A 22,808-nucleotide genomic window follows, 5' to 3' on the forward strand; every position below is an offset into this window, starting at 1 on the left:
TCCTTACAGGTTTAATGCAAATTTATTCTGCTGCTTTCGGAAAATAAACAGGCCGATCAAGAACGGTATGAGCGCCATGATCATGCACAGCAGATAGGCCTTTGGCTCCGGAGACACTCCATCAATGAGCGTAATACGTGTAAACCGGATAATATGGTACAGTGGATTCATTTTATACAGCATCATAAAACGCTGCGGAATAATGGTTTCCGGATAGAAAATCGGTGTTGCATACATCCAAATCATTGTAAGGACGCTCCACAAAAACTGCATATCCCGAAAAAACACCATCAGCGTAGACAGAAGCAAGGAAACACCGATGCAGAAGGTCAGCAGACACACAATGATAAACGGCAACAGCAGTACTGCTTTTGTCAGTTGTTCACCGGTGCAAAGCAGTACGACGAACAGTGGCAGAAGCGATAAAAGAAAATTTACCATCGATGATAGCACACGCGTCAGTGGATAGACAATTTTAGGCACATACACCTTGGTGATCAAAGAAGCGTTTCCCGTTATAGCAGTCAACCCCAATGATGTCGACTCGTTAAAGAAATTAAACATGACGATACCGGTAAGCAGATAAGCCGGGAAATTCGGGATATCACTTTTAAACAGCGTTGAAAAAACGACATACTGCACCAACATCGTAAGCAGCGGATTCAAAAAGCTCCAGAAAACACCTAGAACGGACCGCTTATATTTGGTCTTAAAATCTCGAGCAACGAGCTGCTTAATAAGGAAACGATACTTGGCCAGCGCAGTAATGGCATTCGTCACAAAGCTTGGTTTTTCAAGCGCAGCCTTGCGGTATAGTGTTAGGAAATACAGCAAAAGAAGGATTCCCATAATGCCGACCGCAGGCCAATAGTAGTCCATGTACCGTAAATAGCTTGTCGTCCCAATTTCCATACACAGCATACCGTTCACCGGCACACCATTTACCAGCAGCCGTTCGTCCGGCGCTATCGTCTGTGCTACGCTTGCACGGCCAGTTTGAATTGAATTACCATAATAAACGCTAACAAAGTTGTCCGGCATGCCATCTACGGAGGACAGCGTCAGTGTATAGTTGCTGTTTCCCTGTACAGGCCGATCTAACTTTACAGTAAAGAATTGCGAGTCCTGTACTTTTGAAATATCAATCGTGTCCTCTGACACTGTTTGTCCCAACTCATCTTGAAGCGACAGCACAAGAGAGCCTGTATTTTGGCGTCCATAGTCAGCAAAACGCAGCGCAATACTGTCGATCTGATCGTTTGTCACACGAAATTGCTGAGACAACGTAAAACCTGCCGTCATATCTCCTACGACCGCCGCCGGTGATAACGAAGCGGAAACCTCATTGCGATAGCGAAATTGGTCTCCCGCGATCCAACTAAGCAATATCATGCACAGACAGTATGCTGCAAGCACCACCGCTGCAAATTTACCAACCCGTTTCTTCATGCCTTTTCTTCCAGTTCCTTTAAATATCTATTCAGAGCGTCCTGCCAAATCGGCAGTCTCTCTGAAGCTCTGCGTTATCCAGACTTTTTTTGCTCATTCTAGAGTTTAATGGGCGCCGAGCTTTCGCACCATATTCTGCTGTTGTCACCGGCCGAACCTTCACAGTTTTTCCAGCCTGTCGGAATATCTCGACTGCAAAATCCGCCCAAGAGCAAATTCCCTCATTAGTAGCGTGATAAATGCCGTATTTGTCCGTTTCGATCATGTCGCACAGCAATGGAGCCAAATCGCAGGTGTATGTCGGGCTACCCATCTGGTCACAAACAACGTTTATTTCGCTGTGCGTCTCTGCCAGTCTCAACATGGTCTTCACAAAGTTATTTCCATTTTTCCCAAAGACCCACGAAATGCGAACAATAAAATATTGGTCCATTAGCTCTCGAACCGCCGCTTCACCATCTAGTTTCGTTTGTCCATAAACGCCAAGTGGTCCTTTCACATCATCTGTTTCATAAAAGCTGTGTCCCATTCCGGGAAAAACATAATCCGTTGAAATATAAAGAAGCTTTGCGTTAATCTGTTTACAGGCAGTTGCCACATTGCGTGTGCCGTCTGTATTGACAGCACGTGCTAGTTCCGGCTCCGCTTCCGCTTTATCCACTGCAGTATAGGCCGCGCAGTGAATTACTCCGTCAGGATGATTAGCAACAAGGAACTGCAGCACATCATTTGCATCAGTAATATCCAGCATTCCATGAGTAACACCACAGCATTCCACACCGCGTTTCTCCAGCGTCTTGCATATATCATAGCCGAGCTGCCCACCAGCCCCTGTAACCAAAACTTTCATACACCCTGTTTCGCTTTCTTTATTATCTGCCGAAGTATTGACGCAGGCAAAAATTTCATGACAATTTCAAACCAAGCGTCCTTGCGACACAGCTCCCGATTTTTCCATATGCCCCATACATGTCCCGCTGCGCGCGCCTGTGCGAAAGCCACAACATCCTGCGGCGCACCATAACGGCGGTCGAACTCCAGCACACGCGCCTGCATCGGCCTTATGCGGTTATTCATATATTCTTCTTTTGTGCTGATACCTGCCAAGACTCCGGTTTGATTACTACCGTGAATCCTATATTTCACCAAAGGACTTTCAATGAAAGAAACCGCTCCAGTCGCAGATGACGTCAGACACAGCCATTGGTCGCAAACAGTACCTTCAGGAAACGGAACAGCCATGCGCGCTAAATCCGAGCGCATCAGCATTGAGCATCCTGCTGTACAATTTGTAAATGCATAATAGCGAGCCAACCCGATCCCTTCGCGGTATCTTAATCGAGGACGATCATGTTTAAGGCTTTCCGCTACAATGTTTCCGCTACTGTCAATCACACGCATATCGCTGTAAACGAACGATGTTCCTGCCTTCATGTGTTGTTCCAGAAGCAACACTTTGTTTTCCTCCCACACATCATCCTGATCGCAATACGCGATGTACGCGCCTTTTGCCTCCAGCGTCAGCCGCTCAAATGTCCCGTTGGACCCCAAATTCCTCTCATTTTGCTGAATTTGAAACGGAAATGCGGTAATGCACCCCTCCACACACCCGCAAATTTCCTCAAACGGCACCGTTAGAGAACAGTCATCCCGCACCAACAGTTCTAAATTCGGATACGTCTGCGCATTCAGCGATTCCAGCTGTTCCCGCAGCCAGTCCATATTCGGTTCATATACCGCCATTACAATGGAAACTAGCGGTTTATCGGTCGCCATACATCCGCTCATAATAATCCTGATACTCCCCTGAAAGGATGTTTTCCCACCAGTCCCGGTTGTCCAGATACCACTGGATGGTCTTTTTGATGCCGTCCTCGAATTTGGTTGCCGGCAGCCAACCGAGCTCGTTATGAATTTTGGTCGGGTCGATCGCGTACCGCTGGTCGTGCCCCTTGCGGTCGGTCACAAACTGAATTTCGCCTTTGCCCAGCGCATCGATAATGATCTGAACAACCTCTAAATTAGTCTTTTCATTGTGGCCGCCGATGTTGTATACTTCGCCAACGCGGCCCTTGTGCAGGATTAAATCGATTGCCGCACAGTGATCCTCGACATACAACCAGTCGCGTATGTTCTTGCCGTCGCCATACACCGGCAGCGGCTTCCCGTTGAGCACGTTTGCGATCATCAGCGGGATCAGCTTCTCTGGGAAATGGTACGGCCCATAATTGTTCGAGCATCGCGAAATCGTCGCCGGCAATCCAAAGGTACGGTGATACGCCTGCACCAAAAGGTCAGCCCCGGCCTTAGACGCCGAATACGGGCTGGACGTATGGATCGGTGTTTCTTCCGTGAAAAATAAATCCGGTCGGTCAAGCGGTAAGTCGCCGTACACCTCGTCGGTCGAAACCTGATGATAGCGCGAAACGCCGTATTTTCTGCTCGCATCGAGCAGCACCTGCGTACCCATGACGTTGGTCTGCAAAAAGATGGACGGGTTCTCGATGGAACGGTCCACATGGCTCTCCGCCGCAAAATTGACGACAATATCCGGCTTTTCCTTCTCAAAAATGCCGTACACCGCGTCCCGGTCCGCAATATCCGCTTTCACAAACGTGAAATTCAGCTTGTCCATCACCGGCGCCAGCGTCTCCATATTGCCCGCGTAGGTCAGCTTATCGAGGCAGATGATCTGGTAGTCCGGGTATTTGTTCAGCATATAGTGAACAAAATTACCGCCGATAAATCCAGCGCCGCCCGTTACAAGTATCTTCATTCTTTTACCACTCCTCAAAGCCGGTCACGGCATCCTTCAAAAACGGCGATTGTGCGTCTTTGTCAGACAAAACCGGTTGCTCCACGCCCCAGTCGATGTTCAACTCCGGGTCGTTCCACCGAATGCCGCCATCCGCTTCGGGCGCGTAGTAGTTATCCGCCTTGTACAGAAACTCCACATCGTCGGTCAGCGTCACAAATCCGTGGCCGAAGCCGCGTGGAATCAAAAATTGCTTTTTATTCTCCGCTGAAAGCTCTACCCCAACCCACTGTTTATACGTTGTGCTGGAGGGCCGCAGGTCGACCGCCACATCGTATACCGCCCCGCGCGTGCAGCGCACCAGTTTAGCCTGCGCCTTGTCACCACGCTGGAAATGGATGCCGCGCAGCGTCCCCTTCACGGTGGAAGAAGAATGGTTGTCCTGCACAAAATCATACGAAAGGCCCATTTCGTCCAGTTTCCGCTTGGACCAGCTCTCCATAAAAAAGCCGCGATGGTCGCCGAACACATCCGGTTCCAGTATCACAACACCGTCAAGCTTTGTTTCCGTCAGTTTCATATGTGTAAAGCTCCTTAATACTGTATCTTTCCTTCGGCTACCTTGCGCAGATAAGCGCCGTATGGCGCCTTACCGTATGTATCGGCTGCCGCATTCAGTTCGTCACAGGTGATCCAGCCGTTACGATACGCGATCTCCTCGAGCGACGCGATCTGAATACCCGTACGGCCTTCCACCACGCGGACAAAGTCGGTCGCCTCATTCATAGAATCCACAGTGCCTGTATCCAACCAGGCATAGCCACGGCCAAGGGTCACGACGTTTAAAGCATCTGCCTCTAAGTAAATGCGGTTCAGATCGGTGATCTCCAGTTCACCGCGCGGCGAAGGTTTAAGTGCCTTCGCGTAGTCACAAACCTTTTCATCATAAAAATAAAGGCCCGTGACTGCGTAATTCGATTTGGGCTTTGACGGTTTTTCTTCAAGCGATAGCGCTCTTCCATCCCCGTCCAGCTCTACTACGCCGAACCGCTCTGGATCGTCCACGTAGTAACCAAACACCGTCGCGCCGGACTCCCGCTCAGCGGCTTTCCGCAGATGCGCGCCCAGCCCCGCGCCGTAGAAAATATTGTCGCCCAGAATCATCGCGCAGCGGTCCCCTGCGATAAACTCCTCACCAAGAATAAACGCCTGCGCCAAACCATCCGGCGAGGGCTGCACCTTATAAGAGAGGTGGATCCCATAGCGGCTGCCATCACCAAGAAGGCGCTCGAAGTTGGGCAAATCATGCGGCGTCGAGATGATGAGAATATTCCGTATCCCCGCCAGCATCAGCGTGGATAACGGATAATACACCATCGGCTTGTCATAGATCGGCAGCAGCTGCTTGCTTGTCACCATTGTCAGCGGATACAGGCGCGTTCCGCTTCCACCTGCTAGTACGATACCTTTCATCTCATTGCACCCCTATTATTTATTTCAGGCCCCTTTGACCCACTTCCAAAATGTCTGGTGCGACACTCCAAGAATCCTTGCAGCCTCGCGGGTGGATATCTCCTTGGAAAGCCAACGTTTCTTCAACTTATAGAACTCTTCTTCCTTTTCAAGCGGCGGGCGGCCGAAACGAACACCTTTTGCTTTGGCGGCATCAATGCCCTCACGCTGACGCTGGCGATGTTCATCATACTCATGCACCACAGTGGAGTCAAACGCTTCGATCAGAATGTTGTTCATCAGTTCTACAGCCCACTGCTGGTCTTCAGATAACTCGATCATCGTCGTTGGCATATCGACCACTTTCAGGCGTATGCCGCTCTCTTTCAGCCATTGCAGTTCCTGTTTGATATCCGCTTTGCAGCGGCTTAATCGGTCGAGGGACTGGATAATCAGCGTATCCCCTTCGCGCAGTGCGGCGTTTTTGAGCAACTGATAGCTGTTCTGATCGGTATTTCGCTCCGATTCCAGATCAATGAATATTTCATGCTCCTGCGCACCGAGTTGGTGGAAAGATTCCAGCTGAGCATCCAAATTTCTCTCATCGTCTGATACGCGGGCATAATAAAAGGTTTTGTGTTGCATACTCCCACCTCTTCTTCCTGCATTTCTTCGATGATTTCTATCTTTTTTATTGTAAAGACAATCAAAAGGTGTGCCTTTTGACAGCTTTTTTGCCTAATCAAGTATATCGCAAAAGTGCTTAAAAAGCAATAGTTAACTAGCACATCGCTTCCAGTTACCGATAGTGATGTATGATGACTGGAAATTTTCAGCGGAAATCAAATAGTACACCTTTTGACAGCTTTTTGATTGTTTCATCAGCTTTCATATATGTTTTTAAGTAATACACTATAAAAAGCCGGGGCTTTATCTGCTGATAAAGCCCCGGCTTGGCAGGGATTGCATAGTTCAAGTAATGACTCTGATGAAGTATCCAGCAGAAAGGTACCAAGCGGTGCCAGCATTGAGCCGATGACGCGCAGCTCCCTATGTTGTTCGCAACAAACGTTTGTTTTCTAATTGTTCACTTAACATGGCATAGTTTCAACTCTTATACACTGTTTAGCACACCACGCTATATCCTTTCATGCCAAAAAAAAACAACAAATCCGAACCCATCTCCAATCGGAGTCGGGTTCGGATTTGTGTGTGTTGGTGATCCATCGGGGATTCGAACCCCGGACACCCTGCTTAAAAGGCAGGTGCTCTGCCGACTGAGCTAATGGATCATATTGAGTTGTTCGCATTTCATCTTAGTAATACTTTGCGGATAAAGAATGGCAGGGACGGCTGGATTCGCTTTTCTGCGGAAAAGCCACGGCGGTTGCAACATGCCGCCGGCATGTTGCTAAAAGCCGCCTTTCGCATCCAGCAAACTTACCGGACTTAATTACTTGGCAGGGACGGCTGGATTCGAACCAGCGAATGTCGGCGTCAAAGGCCGATGCCTTACCGCTTGGCGACGCCCCTGTATTCGCGGGCCGAACCGGTGACCTAGAGACAACGCGCTGCGATTTGCAGCGCGTCGTTTTAGATAATGGGGTGGGTAAAGGGGTTCGAACCCTCGACCTCCGGAACCACAATCCGGCGCTCTAACCAGCTGAGCTATACCCACCATATTCTGTTTCAGCGGAAATGGCACGCCAGAAGGGATTCGCTTTTCTGCGGAAAAGCCACGGCGGTTATAATATGCCACTGGCATATTATTAAGAGCCGCCTTTCGAATCCCCAGCATGTGCACAAAGAAGAACTTGGCACGCCAGGAGGGATTCGAACCCCCGGCCTACTGCTTAGAAGGCAGTTGCTCTATCCGACTGAGCTACTGGCGCATAGTGTTCCGCGCCCGCTGCCTTTCCATACATAAAAATGGATGGAGCGGGTGATGGGAATCGAACCCACGTGTTCAGCTTGGAAGGCTGACATTCTACCATTGAACTACACCCGCGGGTTTTCTGACGCTTAAATAGTATACCAACATTCGGACGTTTTGTCAACGCTTTTCCCGCCATTTTTTCAGAAATCCGCACAAATTTTCCGCACCCCTATTGCCCGCGTTTGCCCCGCATGCGTTCACGGTACTGCGTGCGGTAGCGGATAGGCGGTAACCCGACGGTTTTTGAGAAAATCTCGCTGAAATGCGTCACATTGCCGTAGCCGACGATAGCCGCGATCTGCGCGGCGCTGTAATCGGTCGAAATCAGCAGGTTCTGCGCCTCGCCCACACGGCAGCGTATCATATATTGAATCGGCGAAAATCCCGTAATGCGTTTAAAGATATGCGCCGCGTAATAGGGCGATACATGAAGCGTCTCGCCGAGCGAATGGAGCGTCAGCGGCTGGTCAAAGTGGGTGGCGATATATTGACGCATGCGGTTTGCCAGCACGATCTCCGCGTTTTGCCGTCCGCCGCGATCATCCGCTGGAAAGCCGACGGCGAGCAGCACCAGCGCGGGGAACAGTTGGTCGACGATCTCGCGCGAAGGTACGGTATTCAGCTCCATCCGGTCGAACAGCAGCTTACACAGCGCGTTTATTTCATGATACTCGCCGTGTACCGGACGGACAAAGCCGCTTTCCGGCGCGGTCATGTGGCCGGGCGGCAAGCCGTTTAAGGCAAGCCCCGCCACGCCAAAACAAAACGTGCCGATCTCGTGCGCGGTGGTGGATACGACCTCGTGCAGCGCACCCTGATTATAAAGCAGCAAGTCGCCCGGCCGGATGGGATAGCTGTACCCATCCACGGTATAAACGCCCTCGCCCCGGTAGACGAACAGCAGCTCGGTGATATCATCGTGCCGATGGATGGGGCGGTGAATTTTAGGATCGGCCACGGCCTGCCGGGTGGCATACAGCAACATGGGCCGCAGCCCATGTGCAAAGGTCGCTTTTCCCTTATCCGGCATATGGTCCGGCCCCCTTTCGTTTGCTTGTTTTATCATACCGCATTTTCTAACGCAGCGCAAGAAACCGGAAGAAACAATTTTATAAAGCATTTTTTGTGCAACTTTTCCGCGTTTTTTAATGTGGAAAGCGCAGGATACCGGAAACAACCTTGGCACATTTTCGATATAATACGTTTATCAAAAACAAGCGGCGATGGGCGCCGCCGAAAATGGAGGGAAAACCAAATGAGCATGAATATTTGCGGCGCGCCGTGCTGCTGGGGCGTGGACGATCCGAAAAAATCCGTATCTGCCGCCTTGGCAGCGTGTGTTGGACGAAGCCGCGCAGGCGGGCTACCGTGCGATCGAGCTTGGGCCCTACGGCTATCTGCCGGTCGACGCGGACGTCGTATCCGCGGAGCTGAACAAAAATCATCTTTCCATCGTCGCGGGCACAATTTTCCACGATCTGCTCGACCCGGCAAACCAAAAAAGCGTTTTGGACGCGGTCGACGATATCTGCCGCCTGATTACCGACCCGCGTCTTCCGAAACTGCCTGTGCACGAAGGGCAGAAGCATCCCACGCCGTACATGACCGTCATGGACTGGGGCCACGACGAGCGGGACTACAACGCGGGCCACTCGGACCGCTCGCCCCGCCTGTCGCCCGAGGAGTGGACACGCTTCATGGGCAACGTGCGCGCCGTGTGCGAGCGGGCGAACAGCTACGGCGTACGTCCGGTCATTCACCCGCACGCGGGCGGCTACATTGAATTTGCGGACGAAATCGAAGCCCTTGTGCGCGATATCCCGTACGAAGTCGCGGGCCTGTGTCTGGATACCGGTCACCTGTATTATTCGGGCATGGATCCGGTGGAGTATCTCAAAAAATACGCCGACAAACTGGATTACGTACACTTTAAGGATGTGGACGAAACCGTCTACCGCGCGGTACTGGGCAAGCATATCCGCTTTTTTGAAGGCTGCGGCGAAGGCTCGATGTGTCCGATCGGCACGGGCGCGCTCGACTACCCGGCTATCAAGCAGGCGCTCACGGATATCGGCTATTCGGGCTACATCACCATCGAGCAGGAACGCGACCCGCGCAATGCCGACACCAGCCTGCGCGACGTTAAGGCAAGCGTGGACTACTTAAAGTCGGTCGGCTACGAGATATAAGCACGTCCCTCCGTCAGTTCGGCGTATGGTCCATCAATATAATCGCCTTGTTGCGGAATGGCGCGGTGACGCCACCCCTCCGCTCGCAAGGATCGGTACGCTCCCCCCAACCTTATTAATCAAGAATGGAGAATGACAATGTATTACGGTGAAAAAAGAGTAGAAACCCCCATCCGCTGGGCAATGGTAGGCGGTGGCAAGGGCAGTCAGATCGGTTATATCCACCGCTCCTCCGCGCTGCGGGATTTTAACTTCCAGCTCGTCGCGGGTGCGTTCGACATCGACGCCGCGCGCGGCAAGGCCTTTGGCGAAAGCCTGCACGTCGCGGCGGACCGCTGCTACCCGGATTATCAAACCCTGTTTGCCGAGGAAGCAAAGCGTCCGGACGGCATTCAGGCCGTTTCCATCGCCACCCCCAATTTCACCCATTTCGAGATCGCCAAGGCGGCGCTGAACGCCGGCCTGCATGTTTATTGTGAAAAGCCCATGTGCTTCAACACCGAGGAAGCCGCCGAGCTGGAAGCGCTGGTTGAAAAGACCGGCAAGGTCATGTTCGTTTCCTACGGCTACGCGGGCCACCAAATGATCGAGCAGGTCCGCAAGATGATCGCGGACGGCGTTTTAGGCAAGATCCGTATCGTCAAGATGCAGTTCGCGCACGGCTACCATAACGTGGCGGTGGAAAAGAACGCGGCTTCCACCGCGTGGCGTGTCGACCCGAAAAAGTCCGGCCCATCCTATGTGCTGGGCGATGTGGGCACGCACCCGCTGTATCTGGCTGAAGCCATGCTGCCCGAGGAAATGAAGGTAAAGCGCCTGCTGTGCTCGCGCCAGTCCTTTGTCGAGAGCCGCAAGCCGCTGGAGGATAACGCCATGACGCTGATGGAATACGAGGGCGGCGCTGTCGGCTACGTCTGGTCGAGCTGTGTCAACGCGGGCGCGATGTTCGGCCACACCATCCGCATCGTGGGCGAGAAGGCCTCTATCGAGTGGAACGCCGAATTCCCGAACCAGCTTGCCTACGAGGTGCAGGGCGAGCCGCAGCACATCATGCACCGCGCCATGGATTACCTGTATCCCGAAGCGACGGCGGACGACCGCATCGGCGGCGGCCATCCGGAGGGCCTGTTTGAATCGTGGGCCAACATTTACAGCCGCTTTGCCCGCGCCATTGAACTAACCGAAAAGGGCGAGCCGGTCGATTTCTGGTACCCCGGCGTACGCGCGGGCGCGGAAGGCGTCAAGTGGGTCGAAAAGTGCGTGGAATCCGCCGATCAGGGCGGCGTTTGGGTCGATTATTAAGCAAAAAGAGAAATACGCGGGCGCGGCCGGATAAGGGACCGACCGCGCCCCCGTTTGGCAAAAAAAGAAAAAGAAAAAGAGAAAAGAAAATAAGGGGTACATCTATGTTCACTATTGTCACCTTCGTCGGTTTTACGGCGCTGGTCGCGCTCATCTCTTGGATGAAAACGCGCGGCGACGATCTTTCCACCAAGGACGGCTACTTCCTCGCGGGCCGCGGCCTGCCCGGCATCGTCATTGCGGGCTCGTTGATGATGACCAACCTTTCCGCCGAGCAGCTTGTCGGCACCAACGGCCAGAGCTTCGCGGGCAACATGAGCCCGATGGCGTTCGAGGTCACCTCGTCGTTTGCGCTCATCATGCTCGCGTTCCTGTTCCTGCCCAAGTTTCTCAAGGGCGGTATCACAACCATTCCGGAGTTCTTCGAGATGCGCTTTGATACCACGACCAAGCGCCTGTTCTCGCTGATGTTTCTGATCGCTTATATTTTCACCATGCTGCCGGTCGTGCTGTATTCGGGCGCGGTCGTGTTGGAAAAGATCTTTGATATTTCCGGCATGTTCGGCCTTTCATATTTCTGGGCGATCGCGCTGGTCTGTGCGGCGACCGGCATCATTGGCGCAATCTACGCCATTTTTGGCGGCTTGAAAGCGGTTGCGGTATCGGATACGATCAACGGCGTCGGCCTTTTGCTCGGCGGCTTCATGGTGCCCGTGCTCGGCATTCTCGCGCTCGGCGCGCTGGACGGCGGCGGCTTTCTGGAGGGCATCAAGCACTTCATTTCGGCAACGCCTGAAAAGCTGAACGCTTGGTCGCCCGCGACCGCGCTCCCGCCCGAGGTACCGTGGCCCGTTCTGTTCACCGGCATGATCGTGAACAACCTGTTCTATTGGGCCACCAATCAGTCCATCATCCAGCGCTCGCTGGCGGGCAAAAACCTTGCCGAAAGCCAGAAAGGCGCGATCTGGGCGGGTTTCTTCAAGATTTTGGACGCGGCCATTCTCGTCATTCCCGGCATTATCGCCTATCAGCTTCTCGCGGGCCGCATGTCCACCGAGGTCGGCATGGCGGCGGACTCCGCTTACCCGATGCTGATCTTAGAGGTCGTGCCGAAGCCGCTGCTGGGCTTCCTCGCCGCCGTTATGTTCGGCGCGATCCTGTCCTCCTTCAATTCGGTGCTCAATTCCTCGGTCACAATTTTCACGCTCGACCTGTACCAGCCCATCTTCGCACCGCAGGCCAATGCCAAAAAGCTGGTCAAGGTCGGCAAGATCTTCGGCACGGTCATTGCGGTCGCGTCGATCATCGTCGCGCCGTTCGTCATGTTCTTCGGTACCGGCATCATGAACTTTATCAACGAGTGCTGGGGCTTCTTCTCCATGCCGCTGCTGACCGCCGTACTTTTCGGTCTGTTCAGCAAGCGCGCGCCGTCCATCGCGCCCAAGATCATTATTCCGATCCACATCGTGCTGTACGGCATGTCGAAATTAAGCCCGTTCTGCCAGCAGTTCCACTATCTGTATGTTGTATTCGCGCTGTTCGTGTTGGAATGCATCATTTACGGCCTGTGCATCAAGTTCGCGCCGCGTCAAGACGCGTTTGAGATCACAGACGCCAAGGTGATCGATCTAACGCCGTGGAAAAACGGCAAAATCTTCGCGATTATCGCGGTGCTGGTCACCGTGGGCGCCTACATTTTGTTCTCTCCCATCGGTCTTGCACATTAAACTTATAAAATACACCTAAAAACCACCGTCTTCCATGCGCAAAATAACCAAACTTTCATTTTTTCCTTCTACTCCTTTTGCAAAAACCCTCAATTTGTGTTAAAATAGATACATGGAAGGCAAGAAAGCCACGAAATTTCTTAAGTTTCGTGGCTTTCTCATCGTTTTTTGCACAAAAGTGGAGGCGCAGAATGTTTCAAGTGGGAGATTTCATTGTTTATGGCAACAACGGAGCATGTCAGGTAAAGGCGATCAGTACGCCCGGCCTTGACCCGGAGACCCCGGACCGGCGGTATTACACCATCCAGCCTGTCTGCGGCACGGAAACCATCTATATACCGGTGGATTCCAAGGTGTTCATGCGTCCGGTGATGAGCAAGGGCGAAGCGGAAGATCTGATTTCCCGCATCCCGGATATCAGCGAAACGCCGCTCGAAACCAAGGATCTTCATATCTTGACAGACAGCTACCGTCAGGTTTTCCTGTCGCATGATTGCGGGCAGTTGGTCCAGCTGATTAAAACCACCTACCGCAAAAACCGCACCGCCGTACAGAACGGTAAAAAACCGAGCGAGATCGACGCGCGTTTCCGCAAAAAGGCGGAGGAGCTGCTCCATGGCGAGCTGTCCGTCGCCCTCGGCATACCGGTCGAAAACGTTCCGCAGTATATCGAAAGCAAAATATCGTAAAACGCCCCCCTGTTCCCGGTCAAGCGCCGGGAACAGGGGGGTGTTTGTTCAGCGCTCGTTTCGCTTACGCGATTAAAACGCGGCATCGGCCGTTAGCGGTATGTGCGTAGCTTTCCGACAAAAAACGCGCGTTTTTCCGTTACTTTTTCAAAACGCCCAATCGGAGCGGGTTTTCGTAGGTATTTTTCTCCTATCCGCGCGGCGGTTTTCATTGCGCGAAAGTGGGTTTGGTGGTAGAATAGAGACTGATATATTGTGGAATAACGGGAAAAGGAAAACTATGTGGATTGCTGAGAACTGGAAAGATTACACCGTTTTAGACTGCGGCGGCGGTGAAAAGGTAGAGCGCTGGGGGGATCAGACCCTGATCCGGCCCGACCCGCAGGCCATTTGGCCGCGAACGAACGGCTGCCGCGCGTGGGAAAAACCCAACGCAATTTATCACCGCTCCAACGCGGGCGGCGGTAAGTGGGAGATTCGCAAGCTGCCCGAGCAATGGGCCGTTCGCTACGGCGAATTGACGTTCCAGCTCAAGCCCATGAGCTTCAAACATACCGGTCTGTTCCCGGAGCAGGCCGCAAACTGGGATTTTATCGACCGTATGGTGCGGAAGGCGCACCGTCCGGTATCGGTTTTGAACCTTTTCGCCTACACCGGCGGGGCTACGCTGGCCGCCGCGGCAGCGGGCGCGAGCGTGTGCCACGTGGACGCTTCCAAGGGCATGGTGCAGTGGGCGCGTGAAAACGCCGCGTCCTCCGGACTGGAAGCGCACCCCATTCGTTGGATCGTGGACGACTGCAAGAAATTCGTCCAACGCGAAATTCGACGCGGCCGCAAGTACGATGCGATCATCATGGACCCGCCGAGTTATGGCCGCGGCCCCTCGGGCGAAACCTGGAAGATCGAGGACGACATCGCCGATTTCATTGATCTGACCATGCAGCTTCTATCGGACAAGCCGCTCTTCGTACTCGTTTCGAGCTACTCGACCGGCCTTGCCCCCTCGGTCATGGCCTATCTGCTCGGCACCACGGCGGGCAAACGCGCGCTCGGTAAGATCGAAGCGCAAGAGCTTGGCCTGCCCGTTCAGTCGACCGGACTGTTTTTACCCTGCGGCTCCTCCGCGCGGTTCATCGCGGAGGAATAATCGTTTTGTTTCAATCACACTTGTGATCGCGTGTTCTTCGGACTGCTGCCCGCGATATGACAGTCCATCAGGAAATAATAGAGGACGAATAAAACATGGCTGAAATTATCAAAACAGAAAATCTTGAATACGCCTACCCGACGGAGGACGGAACACTTTCCATTCCCGTTTTGAAGGGGGTGGACCTTTCCATCCGGCGGGGCGAGTTTGTCGCGGTACTGGGCCATAACGGTTCGGGCAAGAGTACGCTTGCGGGCCACTTCAATGCCATTCGCCTGCCCACGGGCGGCGTTTGCTACGTGGACATGATGGACACGCGGGATGAAAATAACACTTATGAAGTGCGCAAGACCGTCGCCATGGTGTTCCAGAACCCGGATAACCAGCTGGTCGCCACCGTGGTGGAGGAGGACGTCGCCTTTGCGCTGGAAAACATGGGCGTGCCGCCGGAGGAAATCCGCGTGCGCGTGGACGACGCGCTGCGTGCCGTCGGCATGTATGAATACCGCAAGCAGGCGCCGCACCGCCTTTCGGGCGGCCAGAAGCAGCGTATCGCCATCGCGGGCGTGATCGCCATGATGCCCCGCTGCGTCGTTCTGGACGAGCCTACCGCCATGCTCGACCCGCAGGGCCGCCGCGAGGTCATGTCGACCGTGCGCGAGCTCAACGAAAAGTTCGGTATCACGGTCGTTTTGATCACCCACCACATGGACGAAGCCGTACAGGCGGGCCGCGTGGTCGTAATGCATCAGGGCGAGGTTTTGATGGACGGCGCGCCGCGCGAGATCTTCACCCGCGTGGACGAGCTGCGAAACGCCAGTCTTACCGTGCCGCAAACCATTGAGATTCTTTACGATCTCAATGCCGCGGAAGGCACGAGCCTGCCGATCGACGCGCTCTCCGTTGAGGAATGCGCGGATACGCTGCAAAAATACCTTATGAATAATTAGCAATTAGTAGTTAGTAATTAGTAATCGGGCGGTTACGCTTCCGTTTTCTTTTTAACCCTTTAGAAGCGCTGTTCCCCCTAAACTCTTGGCGCAAGCAATACACGCAGCTCCATAATTACTAATTTCTAATTACTAACTACTCATTAGAAAAAAGGGGTTTTTTCCTTGTCAACCATTCTGGAAACGCGGGGCCTGACCCATGTATATGGCGCGGGCACCCCTTTCGAGCGCGTTGCGCTCGACCACGTGGATCTCAAAATTGAAAAAGGCGAAATTCTCGGCGTGATCGGCCACACCGGTTCGGGCAAATCGACGCTCATCCAGCATTTCAACGGCCTGCTCGCGCCCACCTCCGGCGAAGTCCTGCTGGATGGCAAGCCTATCTGGAACGAAAAGGGCAAGTGCGCCCGTGAAACGCGCTTTCGCGTCGGTCTGGTGTTTCAGTATCCGGAATACCAGCTCTTTGAGGAAACCATTGCCAAGGATATCGCCTACGGGCCGACCAACATGGGCCTTGCGCCGGACGAAATCGCGTCGCGCGTATCGGAATCCATGCGGGCGGTCGGGCTGGACGAGGCGCTTTCCTCTCAGTCCCCGTTCGCGCTTTCCGGCGGGCAGAAGCGCCGCGTCGCCATTGCGGGCGTGATCGCCATGCGACCCGACGTGCTGGTGCTGGACGAACCCACCGCCGGTTTAGACCCCGCCGGGCGGGACGAAATTTTAGACCTCATCCGCGGCTACCACCGCGAGAGCGGCGCGACCGTGCTGATCGTCTCCCACTCGATGGAGGATATCGCGAAGCTTGCCGACCGTCTGCTTGTCATGAATGAAGCAAAGATTCTGTTTTGCGATAGCCCGCGCGAGGTTTTCTCGCACGCGGGCGAGATCATCGCCGCCGGGCTCGATATCCCGATGGTCACCAAGGTCATGCTGGAGCTGAACAAGCGCGGCATCCCGGTCGATCCCTCGGTGTTCACCGTCGAAGGGGCGCTCGCGGCCATCCGGGCCTATCGGAAAGGGGGCGGGCAGCCATGCTGAAGGATATCACCATCGGCCAGTTCTTCCCCGGTGAAAGCGCGGTGCACCGGCTCGACCCCCGCGTCAAGATCGTTTTGACGGTCGCCATGATCATCACCCTGTTCCTTGCGGGCGGGCCGATCTCGTATGCGCTCATCATCGCTTTTCTGGCCGTCGTGATCGGTATTTCGCGCATTTCGCCAAAGCTTGTGGTGCGCGGCCTCAAACCGATCCTGTTCATCATCTGCTTTACGGCGGTGCTCAACCTGTTTTACACCCCCTCGCCCACCGGAGAATACCTGTGGCAGTGGGGCTGGCTGCATATCTCATGGGAGGGCGTTAAGGTCGCGTTTTTCATGGTGCTGCGCCTGATGCTGCTCATCATCGCCACCTCGATGTTGACCTACACCACCTCGCCCATCCAGCTGACGGACGGCTTGGAGCGCCTGCTTTCGCCACTGAAAAAGCTCCACGCGCCCGTGCACGAGCTGGCTATGATGATGTCGATCGCGCTGCGCTTCATCCCGACCCTGATCGAGGAGACCGAAAAAATTATTTCGGCGCAAAAAGCGCGCGGCGCGGATTTTGAATCCGGCAACCTTATCCAGCGCGCCAAGGCTATGATCCCGATCTTGGTGCCGCTGTTCATCTCGGCCTTCCGCCGGGCGGACGAGCTTGCCACCGCCATGGAATGCCGTCTGTACCGGGGCGACGTGGGCCGCACGCGCATGAAGCAGCTGAAAATAGAAACGGTGGATATCGGTGCGATTGTTATTTGTGTTCTTGTGTTCGGCGGCGTGATCGCGCTGGGCCGCTTTGGGTTATAAATATGAATACAGCGCTTGTTTTATCCTATGTGGGCACGCATTTCCACGGCTGGCAGGTGCAGAAAAACGGCCCCTCCATTCAGGAAACGCTGGAAACCGTGCTGCACCGCCTGACCGGGCAAAAGATGCATGTTTCCGGCGTTGGCCGGACCGACGCGGGCGTACACGCCCGCCGCTATGTCGCAAACTTCAAGGGGAACTGCACCATTCCACTGGACCGGTTGCCGTTCGCCATGAACAGCCTGTTGCCGGAGGATATCGCGGTATCGGCCGCCGTACCCGTGCCGGAGGAATTTGACGCCCGTTTTGACTGCACCCGCAAGGAATACGCCTACGAGCTATTCCCCTCCGCGCTGCGCGATCCGTTTTTGGCCGCGCGCGCCTATCGCACCACCTATACGCTGGACGCCGCGCTGATGCAGGCGGGCGCGCAGCATTTTGTCGGCAAGCAGGATTTCGCCGCCGTGCGCAGTCAGGGCACGCCGGTCAAAAGTACGGTGCGCACCGTCTTTTGGTGCGAGGTGGAAACGGACGGTCCGCTCATCCGTATCCGCGTGTGCGGGGACGGTTTTTTGTACAACATGGTGCGCGCGATCTCGGGCACGCTATTATACGTCGGCTGCGGCAAGATCGCGCCGGACGAGGTCGCATCCATTCTTCGCTCCTGCGACCGCGAGCAGGCAGGCCCCACCCTGCCCGCCTGCGGCCTTTATATGAACCGTTTGTGGTATGACCATACGCCGGAGCTGGCAGTTATGAAATTAAACTAGTTAGGAAGTAGGAGTGAGGAGGTAGGAACGGCGGTGCGCCGCTTCGCGGCGTTTTCAATTATCGCGCTCCGCGCGTTCCCGTAACTCCTAATTCCTAATTCCTAACTTCTAATTAATTAACATTCGCTTCATATATCGCCATGCAATTCGCGTTACAATGAGGAGGTGAGGCAAATGGCCGAACATATCACTCGAAATTCTAAAAATGTGGTGCAGTTCCCGCGCAGCCGCAAGGAGCGCAAGCGCATCCTGCGTGAAAGCAGGGACGGCCGCGTGCGCGTCTGCTCCAAGCTGCGCGCCATGTGCGGCTGGGTGCTGGTCGCCAGCGCGGTCCTGTTTTTGCTTTTGAACTTCCGGCTGTTTTCGCCCTCTTCCATCCGCAGCCTGACAAGTTACGCGATTGCCGGACTGCGCCAGAACAGCGGCGACGCCTCCGCCATCCCCTACGAAAACGGCTCGTTCCACGACGCGGCGCTGTACGCGGGTGGTCTGGCCTATACGGATGGCGATACCCTGTATCTTGCCCGGCCGGGCGGCGCGGTCACGCAGCGCCTGCCAATGAGCTATTCGCAGCCCACCGTGGAAGCCGCCGGCGGCTATGTGCTCGCCTTTGACCGGGGCGGTCACGGCGTTACGCTGACCAATTCCTATCAGCCCGTGGCCGAGCTAGACCTCGCTTCGCCCATCATTACCGCGGGCATTGGCAGGGACGGCCGCTTTTTCGTCGTCACGGACGAGCAGGGCTACCGCACCGCCGTCGCGGTTTACGATAACCGCGGAAACGAAGTGTTTAAATGGAGAACCTCGGAATACTATATCGTGTCGGCCGCGCTGTCGCCGGATGGCAAAATGCTTTCCGTCCTTTCGTTTAAGCAAAACGGCGTGTCGCTTGATTCGCAGGTGTTCTTCTTCCGGCTCGACCGGGATACGGCGCAGGCCGAAGCCACCATTCCGGGCGTTTTGGGGCTAGAGCTTGCCTACCTATCGGACGGCACCGCCGCCGCCCTGTGCGACAACGGCCTTTACTTGATCGATAAAAAGGGCGAAGTCACAAATCCCATAGCCTATTCCTCCGGCGATCTGCTGGCGTTCTCCTTTGGCGATAACGCGCTTGCGCTTGCTACCCGTTCGTTTTCCGGTTCAGCGCGGAGCGATATCTATTTGATCCGCTCAGGCGGCAAACTGGAGGGCCCTATCGCCTCGACGGAGGAACCGTCGGCGCTCGCCATTTCCCGAACCGGCCTTGCCGCGCTGACCGTTTCGGGCGTTACCGTGTACACGAGCGACCTGACGCCCTCGTGGCACAACAGCGAAGCCGTGGGCGCGCGCCGCCTACTCTTGAAGGATGACGGCACGCTCTTTGCCCTGTACGCGAAAAACGCCCGCCTGTTTACCGCACATTCCGAACGTTCCGAGGAGATCCCGCATGACAACTGACGCGCTGACTGATTTTTTTAAAGGACTTTTAAACCTGCCCGATCTGATCATTTTGCTGCTCGTGCTGGCCGGCCTTGTTCTCGGCTTGCGCCGCGGCCTGCTGTACACGCTGTGCGGCGTCATCGGCCGCTTGGCCGCCTTGGGCGCCGCCGTGTTCGCGGCCAAAGCGCTCGCGCCCGGCGCGGCTAAAATGATCGTTTCCCCCATCGTGGGCGAGGTCTTTTCCCGCCAAGCGGAGCTTGGGCAGGCCGCCGGCCTGCTGGACGGTATCAAGCAAACCGTTACCGAAGCCGCCACTCATATGGCGGAAAGCATTGCGTTTCTGGCGCTGTTGCTGTTGCTGGGCGTGCTGTTTGGCTGGCTGATCTCGTTCGCCATCAAGAGCCTGCACTTTGTCGCACACCTGACGCCGCTCGGCTTTCTGGATGCTTTAGGCGGCGGCGTGCTGGGCGCGCTCGGCGGCGTGGCGATCGCCGCGCTCATCCTGCTCGGCATTCAATGGTTCGCGCCCATCACCTATACCTCGCTCGGCTGCCTTTCGCCCGAGCGCGTGCAGGCCACGGTGCTGCTCTCGCGTTTGATCGATATCCTGCCGGTCGCCATATAAAAACGGCAACACCCCAAGAAGGAGATTTTTTTACTATGAACATGCCAATGTGCTCGCGCTGCCACAAAAACATCGCGGTGGTCTTCATCACCAAGATCGAAGGGCCGGACAAATCGACGCAGGAGGGCCTGTGCCTTAAATGCGCGCGCGAGCTCGGCGTCAAGCCGCTCGATAACATCATGGAGCAGATGGGCATCACCGAGGACGATCTGGAAGCCCTCGCGGGCGAAATAGGCTCGCTTGAGGACCTGACCGACCTTGTGCCCGCCGGTACGGACGGCGCGGAGGACGACGCGCCGCACGAGACCGACCCTGCCTCCGGCGACGCGGAGGAGCCCGCGGAGCGCCGCCCGTTTAACCTGCCCTCTATTTTCGGCCCGAACATGCCGCGCCGCTCTGGGGATAATGTACGCACCCGCGCCCAGCAGCCTCAGCGCGATGATAAAAAGCGCAAGTACCTGAATAATTACTGCGAGGATCTGACGCGCAAGGCGCGCGAAGGCCTGCTCGACCGTATCGTCGGGCGCGACCGCGAGACCGACCGCGTCATCCAGATCTTGAACCGCCGCCAGAAGAACAATCCTTGCCTGATCGGCGAGCCCGGCGTGGGCAAGACCGCCGTGGCCGAGGGGCTGGCCTGCCGCATCGCGGAGGGGCGCATTCCCTTCAAGCTGCGGAATAAAGAGGTGCATTTGCTCGATCTGACCGCGCTTGTCGCGGGCACGCAGTTTCGCGGCCAGTTTGAAAGCCGCATGAAGGGCCTGATCGACGAAGTCAAAAAGCTGGGTAACATCATCCTCGTTATCGACGAGGTGCACAACATCGTCGGCGCGGGCGATTCAGAAGGCTCGATGAACGCCGCGAATATCTTGAAACCCGCCCTGTCGCGCGGCGAGATTCAAGTGATCGGCGCGACCACCTTCTCCGAATACCGCAAGCATATCGAAAAGGACGCAGCTCTGGAGCGCCGCTTCCAGCCCGTCCATATCGGCGAGCCCTCGGTCGCGGAGACCGCAGAGATCCTGCGCGGCATCCGCTCCTATTATGAAACCTTCCACGGCGTGACGGTTTCGGATGAGATCTGCGACGAAGCCGCCCGCATGAGCGAGCGCTACATCACCGACCGTTTCCTGCCCGACAAGGCGATTGACCTGATCGACGAAGCGTGCTCGCGCCTAAACCTTGATTCGCCGCAGCTTTCCGAGATGCCGGCCCTGCAAACCGAGCTGGAAAGCCTTCAAACGCAGCTAGACCTGCTCTCCCAGCAGGCGCAAAACGACGAGCAGGAAGAGACCTACGCCCGCATCGCTTCATGCCGCCAGCGTATGCTGCAAGTGGAGAACCGTCTGCACGAATTGCAGACCCAGCCCGCCCCCAGCCTCAGTGAAACGCAGCTCGCCTCGGTGATCGAGCTTTGGACGGGCATCCCCGCCTCCAAGGTCTGCGCGCAGGAATCCGCCCGCCTTGCGGGTATGGAAGATCGCCTGCACGGCCGCATTATCGGGCAGGACGAAGCCGTTTCCGCCGTGTGCGCGGCCATTCGCCGCTCGCGCGCGGGCATCAGCCCCAAGAAAAAGCCGGTATCCTTCCTGTTTGTCGGTCCGACCGGCGTGGGCAAGACCGAGCTTGTCAAGCAGCTTGCCACCGATCTGTTTGATTCGCCGGATTCGCTGGTGCGGCTCGATATGTCCGAATATATGGAAAAGCACACGGTCTCCCGTCTGATCGGCTCGCCTCCGGGCTATGTCGGCTATGATGAAGCCGGGCAGCTCACCGAGAAGATTCGCCGCCGCCCCTACTCCGTCGTGTTGTTCGACGAGATCGAAAAGGCGCATCCGGACGTGCTCAACGCACTTCTGCAAATTCTGGACGACGGCCGCCTGTCCGACGCGCAGGGCCGCGTGGTCAGCTTTGAAAACACTGTAATCGTCATGACCTCGAACGCGGGCTCACAGGCGGGCAGCGGCGGTTCGCTCGGCTTTGGCAAGAGCGTGACCGAGCAGAGCCGCGACCGCGCCATGAAGGCTCTGGAAGAACTGATGCGGCCCGAATTTTTGAACCGTATCGACGAGATCATCGCCTTTAACCAGCTTTCCGAAGCGGACTTCCGCCATATCGCCTCGATCATGCTGGGCGAGCTGCGAGACAGCCTCGCGGAAAAGAAGCTGCGCCTGACGTGGGACGACAGCGTGCTCGATTACCTGACGGGTAAATCGTTCTCCGTCAAGTTCGGCGCGCGTAACCTGCGCCGCCTGATCGAAAAGGAGATCGAAAACCCGCTCGCCACCGCGATTGTCCTGAGCGACCGCCCCCTCTCCGGCGCGCACATCTTAGCGCCCGCAGACGCGATCGAGATCCAAACCATCTAAAACCAATTCCCGCCTGCATATTGCAGGCGGGAATTGACGATCATATTCGACAAAACACAAGCGTACATGACACTCGGGCGGCCGCAGGTCGCCTCTACGCGGGGGCTCGCCGGCTCCTTCGCCGTAGGGGCTTCTTGCGGCCGCCCGCTTTTCAACTTTTTTTAATCGCGCGGGAGCATTTCCTT

Annotated in this window: 19 protein-coding genes, 5 tRNA genes and 1 pseudogene; 12 read left to right on the plus strand and 13 right to left on the minus strand. The window is 55.5% G+C overall.

Annotated features, from left to right (window positions below; all coding sequences use genetic code 11):
• Positions 1 to 3: 3 nt before the first annotated feature.
• From RWV98_RS16180 to RWV98_RS16240, 13 genes and pseudogenes are all read right to left on the minus strand, one after another.
• Complete coding sequence (locus RWV98_RS16180; protein WP_317862067.1) at positions 4 to 1,449, minus strand: ABC transporter permease; 1,446 nt, start codon at positions 1,447 to 1,449, stop codon at positions 4 to 6.
• Positions 1,446 to 2,299 (minus strand): annotated as a pseudogene (rfbD, locus tag RWV98_RS16185) (dTDP-4-dehydrorhamnose reductase). The gene RWV98_RS16180 and the pseudogene rfbD overlap by 4 nt, the downstream one beginning before the upstream one ends.
• Positions 2,296 to 3,225: a glycosyltransferase gene (locus RWV98_RS16190; RefSeq protein ID WP_317862069.1), complete on the minus strand. Its 930-nt coding sequence runs from the start codon at positions 3,223 to 3,225 to the stop codon at positions 2,296 to 2,298. The pseudogene rfbD and the gene RWV98_RS16190 overlap by 4 nt, the downstream one beginning before the upstream one ends.
• A complete protein-coding gene (gene rfbB / locus RWV98_RS16195) occupies positions 3,212 to 4,225 on the minus strand; it encodes a dTDP-glucose 4,6-dehydratase (RefSeq protein ID WP_317862071.1) in 1,014 nt (337 codons plus the stop codon). The genes RWV98_RS16190 and rfbB overlap by 14 nt, the downstream gene beginning before the upstream one ends.
• A gap of 4 nt (positions 4,226 to 4,229) precedes the next feature.
• Positions 4,230 to 4,784 carry a dTDP-4-dehydrorhamnose 3,5-epimerase gene (gene rfbC, locus RWV98_RS16200; protein WP_317862073.1) on the minus strand — a complete coding sequence of 185 codons (555 nt, stop codon included), beginning with the start codon at positions 4,782 to 4,784 and terminating at the stop codon, positions 4,230 to 4,232.
• Positions 4,785 to 4,798: 14 nt separating this feature from the next.
• The gene (rfbA, locus tag RWV98_RS16205) at positions 4,799 to 5,677 is read right to left on the minus strand and encodes a glucose-1-phosphate thymidylyltransferase RfbA (protein ID WP_317862075.1); all 879 of its coding nucleotides are present in this window, start codon (positions 5,675 to 5,677) and stop codon (positions 4,799 to 4,801) included.
• A 24-nt stretch (positions 5,678 to 5,701) separates the two neighbouring features.
• Positions 5,702 to 6,301 (minus strand): recombinase family protein, encoded by a 600-nt coding sequence (locus RWV98_RS16210; RefSeq protein WP_317862077.1) that lies wholly within the window; start codon positions 6,299 to 6,301, stop codon positions 5,702 to 5,704.
• Positions 6,302 to 6,872: 571 nt separating this feature from the next.
• Positions 6,873 to 6,948, minus strand: a tRNA-Lys gene (locus tag RWV98_RS16215).
• 166 nt (positions 6,949 to 7,114) lie between these two features.
• Positions 7,115 to 7,189, minus strand: a tRNA-Gln gene (locus RWV98_RS16220).
• 68 nt (positions 7,190 to 7,257) lie between these two features.
• Positions 7,258 to 7,334 (minus strand) — tRNA-His (locus RWV98_RS16225).
• A 137-nt stretch (positions 7,335 to 7,471) separates the two neighbouring features.
• Positions 7,472 to 7,548 (minus strand) — tRNA-Arg (locus tag RWV98_RS16230).
• 42 nt (positions 7,549 to 7,590) lie between these two features.
• Positions 7,591 to 7,664: transfer RNA gene (locus RWV98_RS16235), tRNA-Gly, on the minus strand.
• Positions 7,665 to 7,761: 97 nt separating this feature from the next.
• The gene (locus tag RWV98_RS16240; protein ID WP_317862079.1) at positions 7,762 to 8,622 is read right to left on the minus strand and encodes a helix-turn-helix domain-containing protein; all 861 of its coding nucleotides are present in this window, start codon (positions 8,620 to 8,622) and stop codon (positions 7,762 to 7,764) included.
• 310 nt (positions 8,623 to 8,932) lie between these two features.
• Here RWV98_RS16240 and RWV98_RS16245 point away from each other — a divergent pair, with 310 nt between their 5' ends.
• The 12 genes from RWV98_RS16245 to RWV98_RS16300 all read left to right on the plus strand — a co-directional run bounded on the left by RWV98_RS16245 (position 8,933) and on the right by RWV98_RS16300 (position 22,623).
• Positions 8,933 to 9,781, plus strand: coding sequence for a sugar phosphate isomerase/epimerase family protein (locus RWV98_RS16245; protein ID WP_317862081.1), 849 nt, complete (start codon positions 8,933 to 8,935; stop codon positions 9,779 to 9,781).
• A 138-nt stretch (positions 9,782 to 9,919) separates the two neighbouring features.
• Complete coding sequence (locus RWV98_RS16250; RefSeq protein ID WP_317862083.1) at positions 9,920 to 11,083, plus strand: Gfo/Idh/MocA family protein; 1,164 nt, start codon at positions 9,920 to 9,922, stop codon at positions 11,081 to 11,083.
• 104 nt (positions 11,084 to 11,187) lie between these two features.
• Positions 11,188 to 12,810 (plus strand): solute:sodium symporter family transporter, encoded by a 1,623-nt coding sequence (locus RWV98_RS16255; protein WP_280963382.1) that lies wholly within the window; start codon positions 11,188 to 11,190, stop codon positions 12,808 to 12,810.
• A gap of 191 nt (positions 12,811 to 13,001) precedes the next feature.
• The gene (locus tag RWV98_RS16260; protein WP_280963381.1) at positions 13,002 to 13,499 is read left to right on the plus strand and encodes a CarD family transcriptional regulator; all 498 of its coding nucleotides are present in this window, start codon (positions 13,002 to 13,004) and stop codon (positions 13,497 to 13,499) included.
• A 280-nt stretch (positions 13,500 to 13,779) separates the two neighbouring features.
• Positions 13,780 to 14,646: a class I SAM-dependent methyltransferase gene (locus RWV98_RS16265; protein WP_280963380.1), complete on the plus strand. Its 867-nt coding sequence runs from the start codon at positions 13,780 to 13,782 to the stop codon at positions 14,644 to 14,646.
• A 95-nt stretch (positions 14,647 to 14,741) separates the two neighbouring features.
• Positions 14,742 to 15,596 (plus strand): energy-coupling factor transporter ATPase, encoded by an 855-nt coding sequence (locus tag RWV98_RS16270; RefSeq protein WP_317862086.1) that lies wholly within the window; start codon positions 14,742 to 14,744, stop codon positions 15,594 to 15,596.
• 165 nt (positions 15,597 to 15,761) lie between these two features.
• Entirely contained in the window at positions 15,762 to 16,634 is an 873-nt protein-coding gene (locus RWV98_RS16275) for an energy-coupling factor transporter ATPase (protein WP_317862088.1), read from the plus strand.
• Entirely contained in the window at positions 16,628 to 17,440 is an 813-nt protein-coding gene (locus RWV98_RS16280) for an energy-coupling factor transporter transmembrane component T family protein (protein WP_280963376.1), read from the plus strand. Before RWV98_RS16275 ends, RWV98_RS16280 begins: the two co-directional genes overlap by 7 nt.
• A gap of 2 nt (positions 17,441 to 17,442) precedes the next feature.
• Positions 17,443 to 18,210, plus strand: coding sequence for a tRNA pseudouridine(38-40) synthase TruA (gene truA / locus RWV98_RS16285; RefSeq protein ID WP_317862091.1), 768 nt, complete (start codon positions 17,443 to 17,445; stop codon positions 18,208 to 18,210).
• A gap of 174 nt (positions 18,211 to 18,384) precedes the next feature.
• Entirely contained in the window at positions 18,385 to 19,647 is a 1,263-nt protein-coding gene (locus RWV98_RS16290) for a DUF5711 family protein (protein ID WP_317862093.1), read from the plus strand.
• Positions 19,637 to 20,254: a CvpA family protein gene (locus tag RWV98_RS16295; protein ID WP_317862095.1), complete on the plus strand. Its 618-nt coding sequence runs from the start codon at positions 19,637 to 19,639 to the stop codon at positions 20,252 to 20,254. The genes RWV98_RS16290 and RWV98_RS16295 overlap by 11 nt, the downstream gene beginning before the upstream one ends.
• A 35-nt stretch (positions 20,255 to 20,289) precedes the next feature.
• The gene (locus RWV98_RS16300) at positions 20,290 to 22,623 is read left to right on the plus strand and encodes an ATP-dependent Clp protease ATP-binding subunit (protein WP_280963372.1); all 2,334 of its coding nucleotides are present in this window, start codon (positions 20,290 to 20,292) and stop codon (positions 22,621 to 22,623) included.
• The last annotated feature ends 185 nt before the right edge of the window (positions 22,624 to 22,808 follow it).

It is taken from the genome of Agathobaculum sp. NTUH-O15-33 (assembly GCF_033193315.1).
GTDB lineage: Bacteria > Bacillota > Clostridia > Oscillospirales > Butyricicoccaceae > Agathobaculum > Agathobaculum faecihominis_A.

Bases quoted from the DNA above. Each gene is read 5' to 3' on its own strand.
- RWV98_RS16180 (WP_317862067.1), bottom strand. From the start codon at position 1,449: ATGAAGAAACGGGTTGGTAAATTTGCAGCGGTGGTGCTTGCAGCATAC.
- RWV98_RS16190 (WP_317862069.1), bottom strand. From the start codon at position 3,225: ATGGCGACCGATAAACCGCTAGTTTCCATTGTAATGGCGGTATATGAA.
- rfbB (WP_317862071.1), bottom strand. From the start codon at position 4,225: ATGAAGATACTTGTAACGGGCGGCGCTGGATTTATCGGCGGTAATTTT.
- rfbC (WP_317862073.1), bottom strand. From the start codon at position 4,784: ATGAAACTGACGGAAACAAAGCTTGACGGTGTTGTGATACTGGAACCG.
- rfbA (WP_317862075.1), bottom strand. From the start codon at position 5,677: ATGAAAGGTATCGTACTAGCAGGTGGAAGCGGAACGCGCCTGTATCCG.
- RWV98_RS16210 (WP_317862077.1), bottom strand. From the start codon at position 6,301: ATGCAACACAAAACCTTTTATTATGCCCGCGTATCAGACGATGAGAGA.
- RWV98_RS16240 (WP_317862079.1), bottom strand. From the start codon at position 8,622: ATGCCGGATAAGGGAAAAGCGACCTTTGCACATGGGCTGCGGCCCATG.
- RWV98_RS16250 (WP_317862083.1), top strand. From the start codon at position 9,920: ATGTATTACGGTGAAAAAAGAGTAGAAACCCCCATCCGCTGGGCAATG.
- RWV98_RS16255 (WP_280963382.1), top strand. From the start codon at position 11,188: ATGTTCACTATTGTCACCTTCGTCGGTTTTACGGCGCTGGTCGCGCTC.
- RWV98_RS16260 (WP_280963381.1), top strand. From the start codon at position 13,002: ATGTTTCAAGTGGGAGATTTCATTGTTTATGGCAACAACGGAGCATGT.
- RWV98_RS16265 (WP_280963380.1), top strand. From the start codon at position 13,780: ATGTGGATTGCTGAGAACTGGAAAGATTACACCGTTTTAGACTGCGGC.
- RWV98_RS16270 (WP_317862086.1), top strand. From the start codon at position 14,742: ATGGCTGAAATTATCAAAACAGAAAATCTTGAATACGCCTACCCGACG.
- RWV98_RS16280 (WP_280963376.1), top strand. From the start codon at position 16,628: ATGCTGAAGGATATCACCATCGGCCAGTTCTTCCCCGGTGAAAGCGCG.
- truA (WP_317862091.1), top strand. From the start codon at position 17,443: ATGAATACAGCGCTTGTTTTATCCTATGTGGGCACGCATTTCCACGGC.
- RWV98_RS16290 (WP_317862093.1), top strand. From the start codon at position 18,385: ATGGCCGAACATATCACTCGAAATTCTAAAAATGTGGTGCAGTTCCCG.
- RWV98_RS16295 (WP_317862095.1), top strand. From the start codon at position 19,637: ATGACAACTGACGCGCTGACTGATTTTTTTAAAGGACTTTTAAACCTG.
- RWV98_RS16300 (WP_280963372.1), top strand. From the start codon at position 20,290: ATGAACATGCCAATGTGCTCGCGCTGCCACAAAAACATCGCGGTGGTC.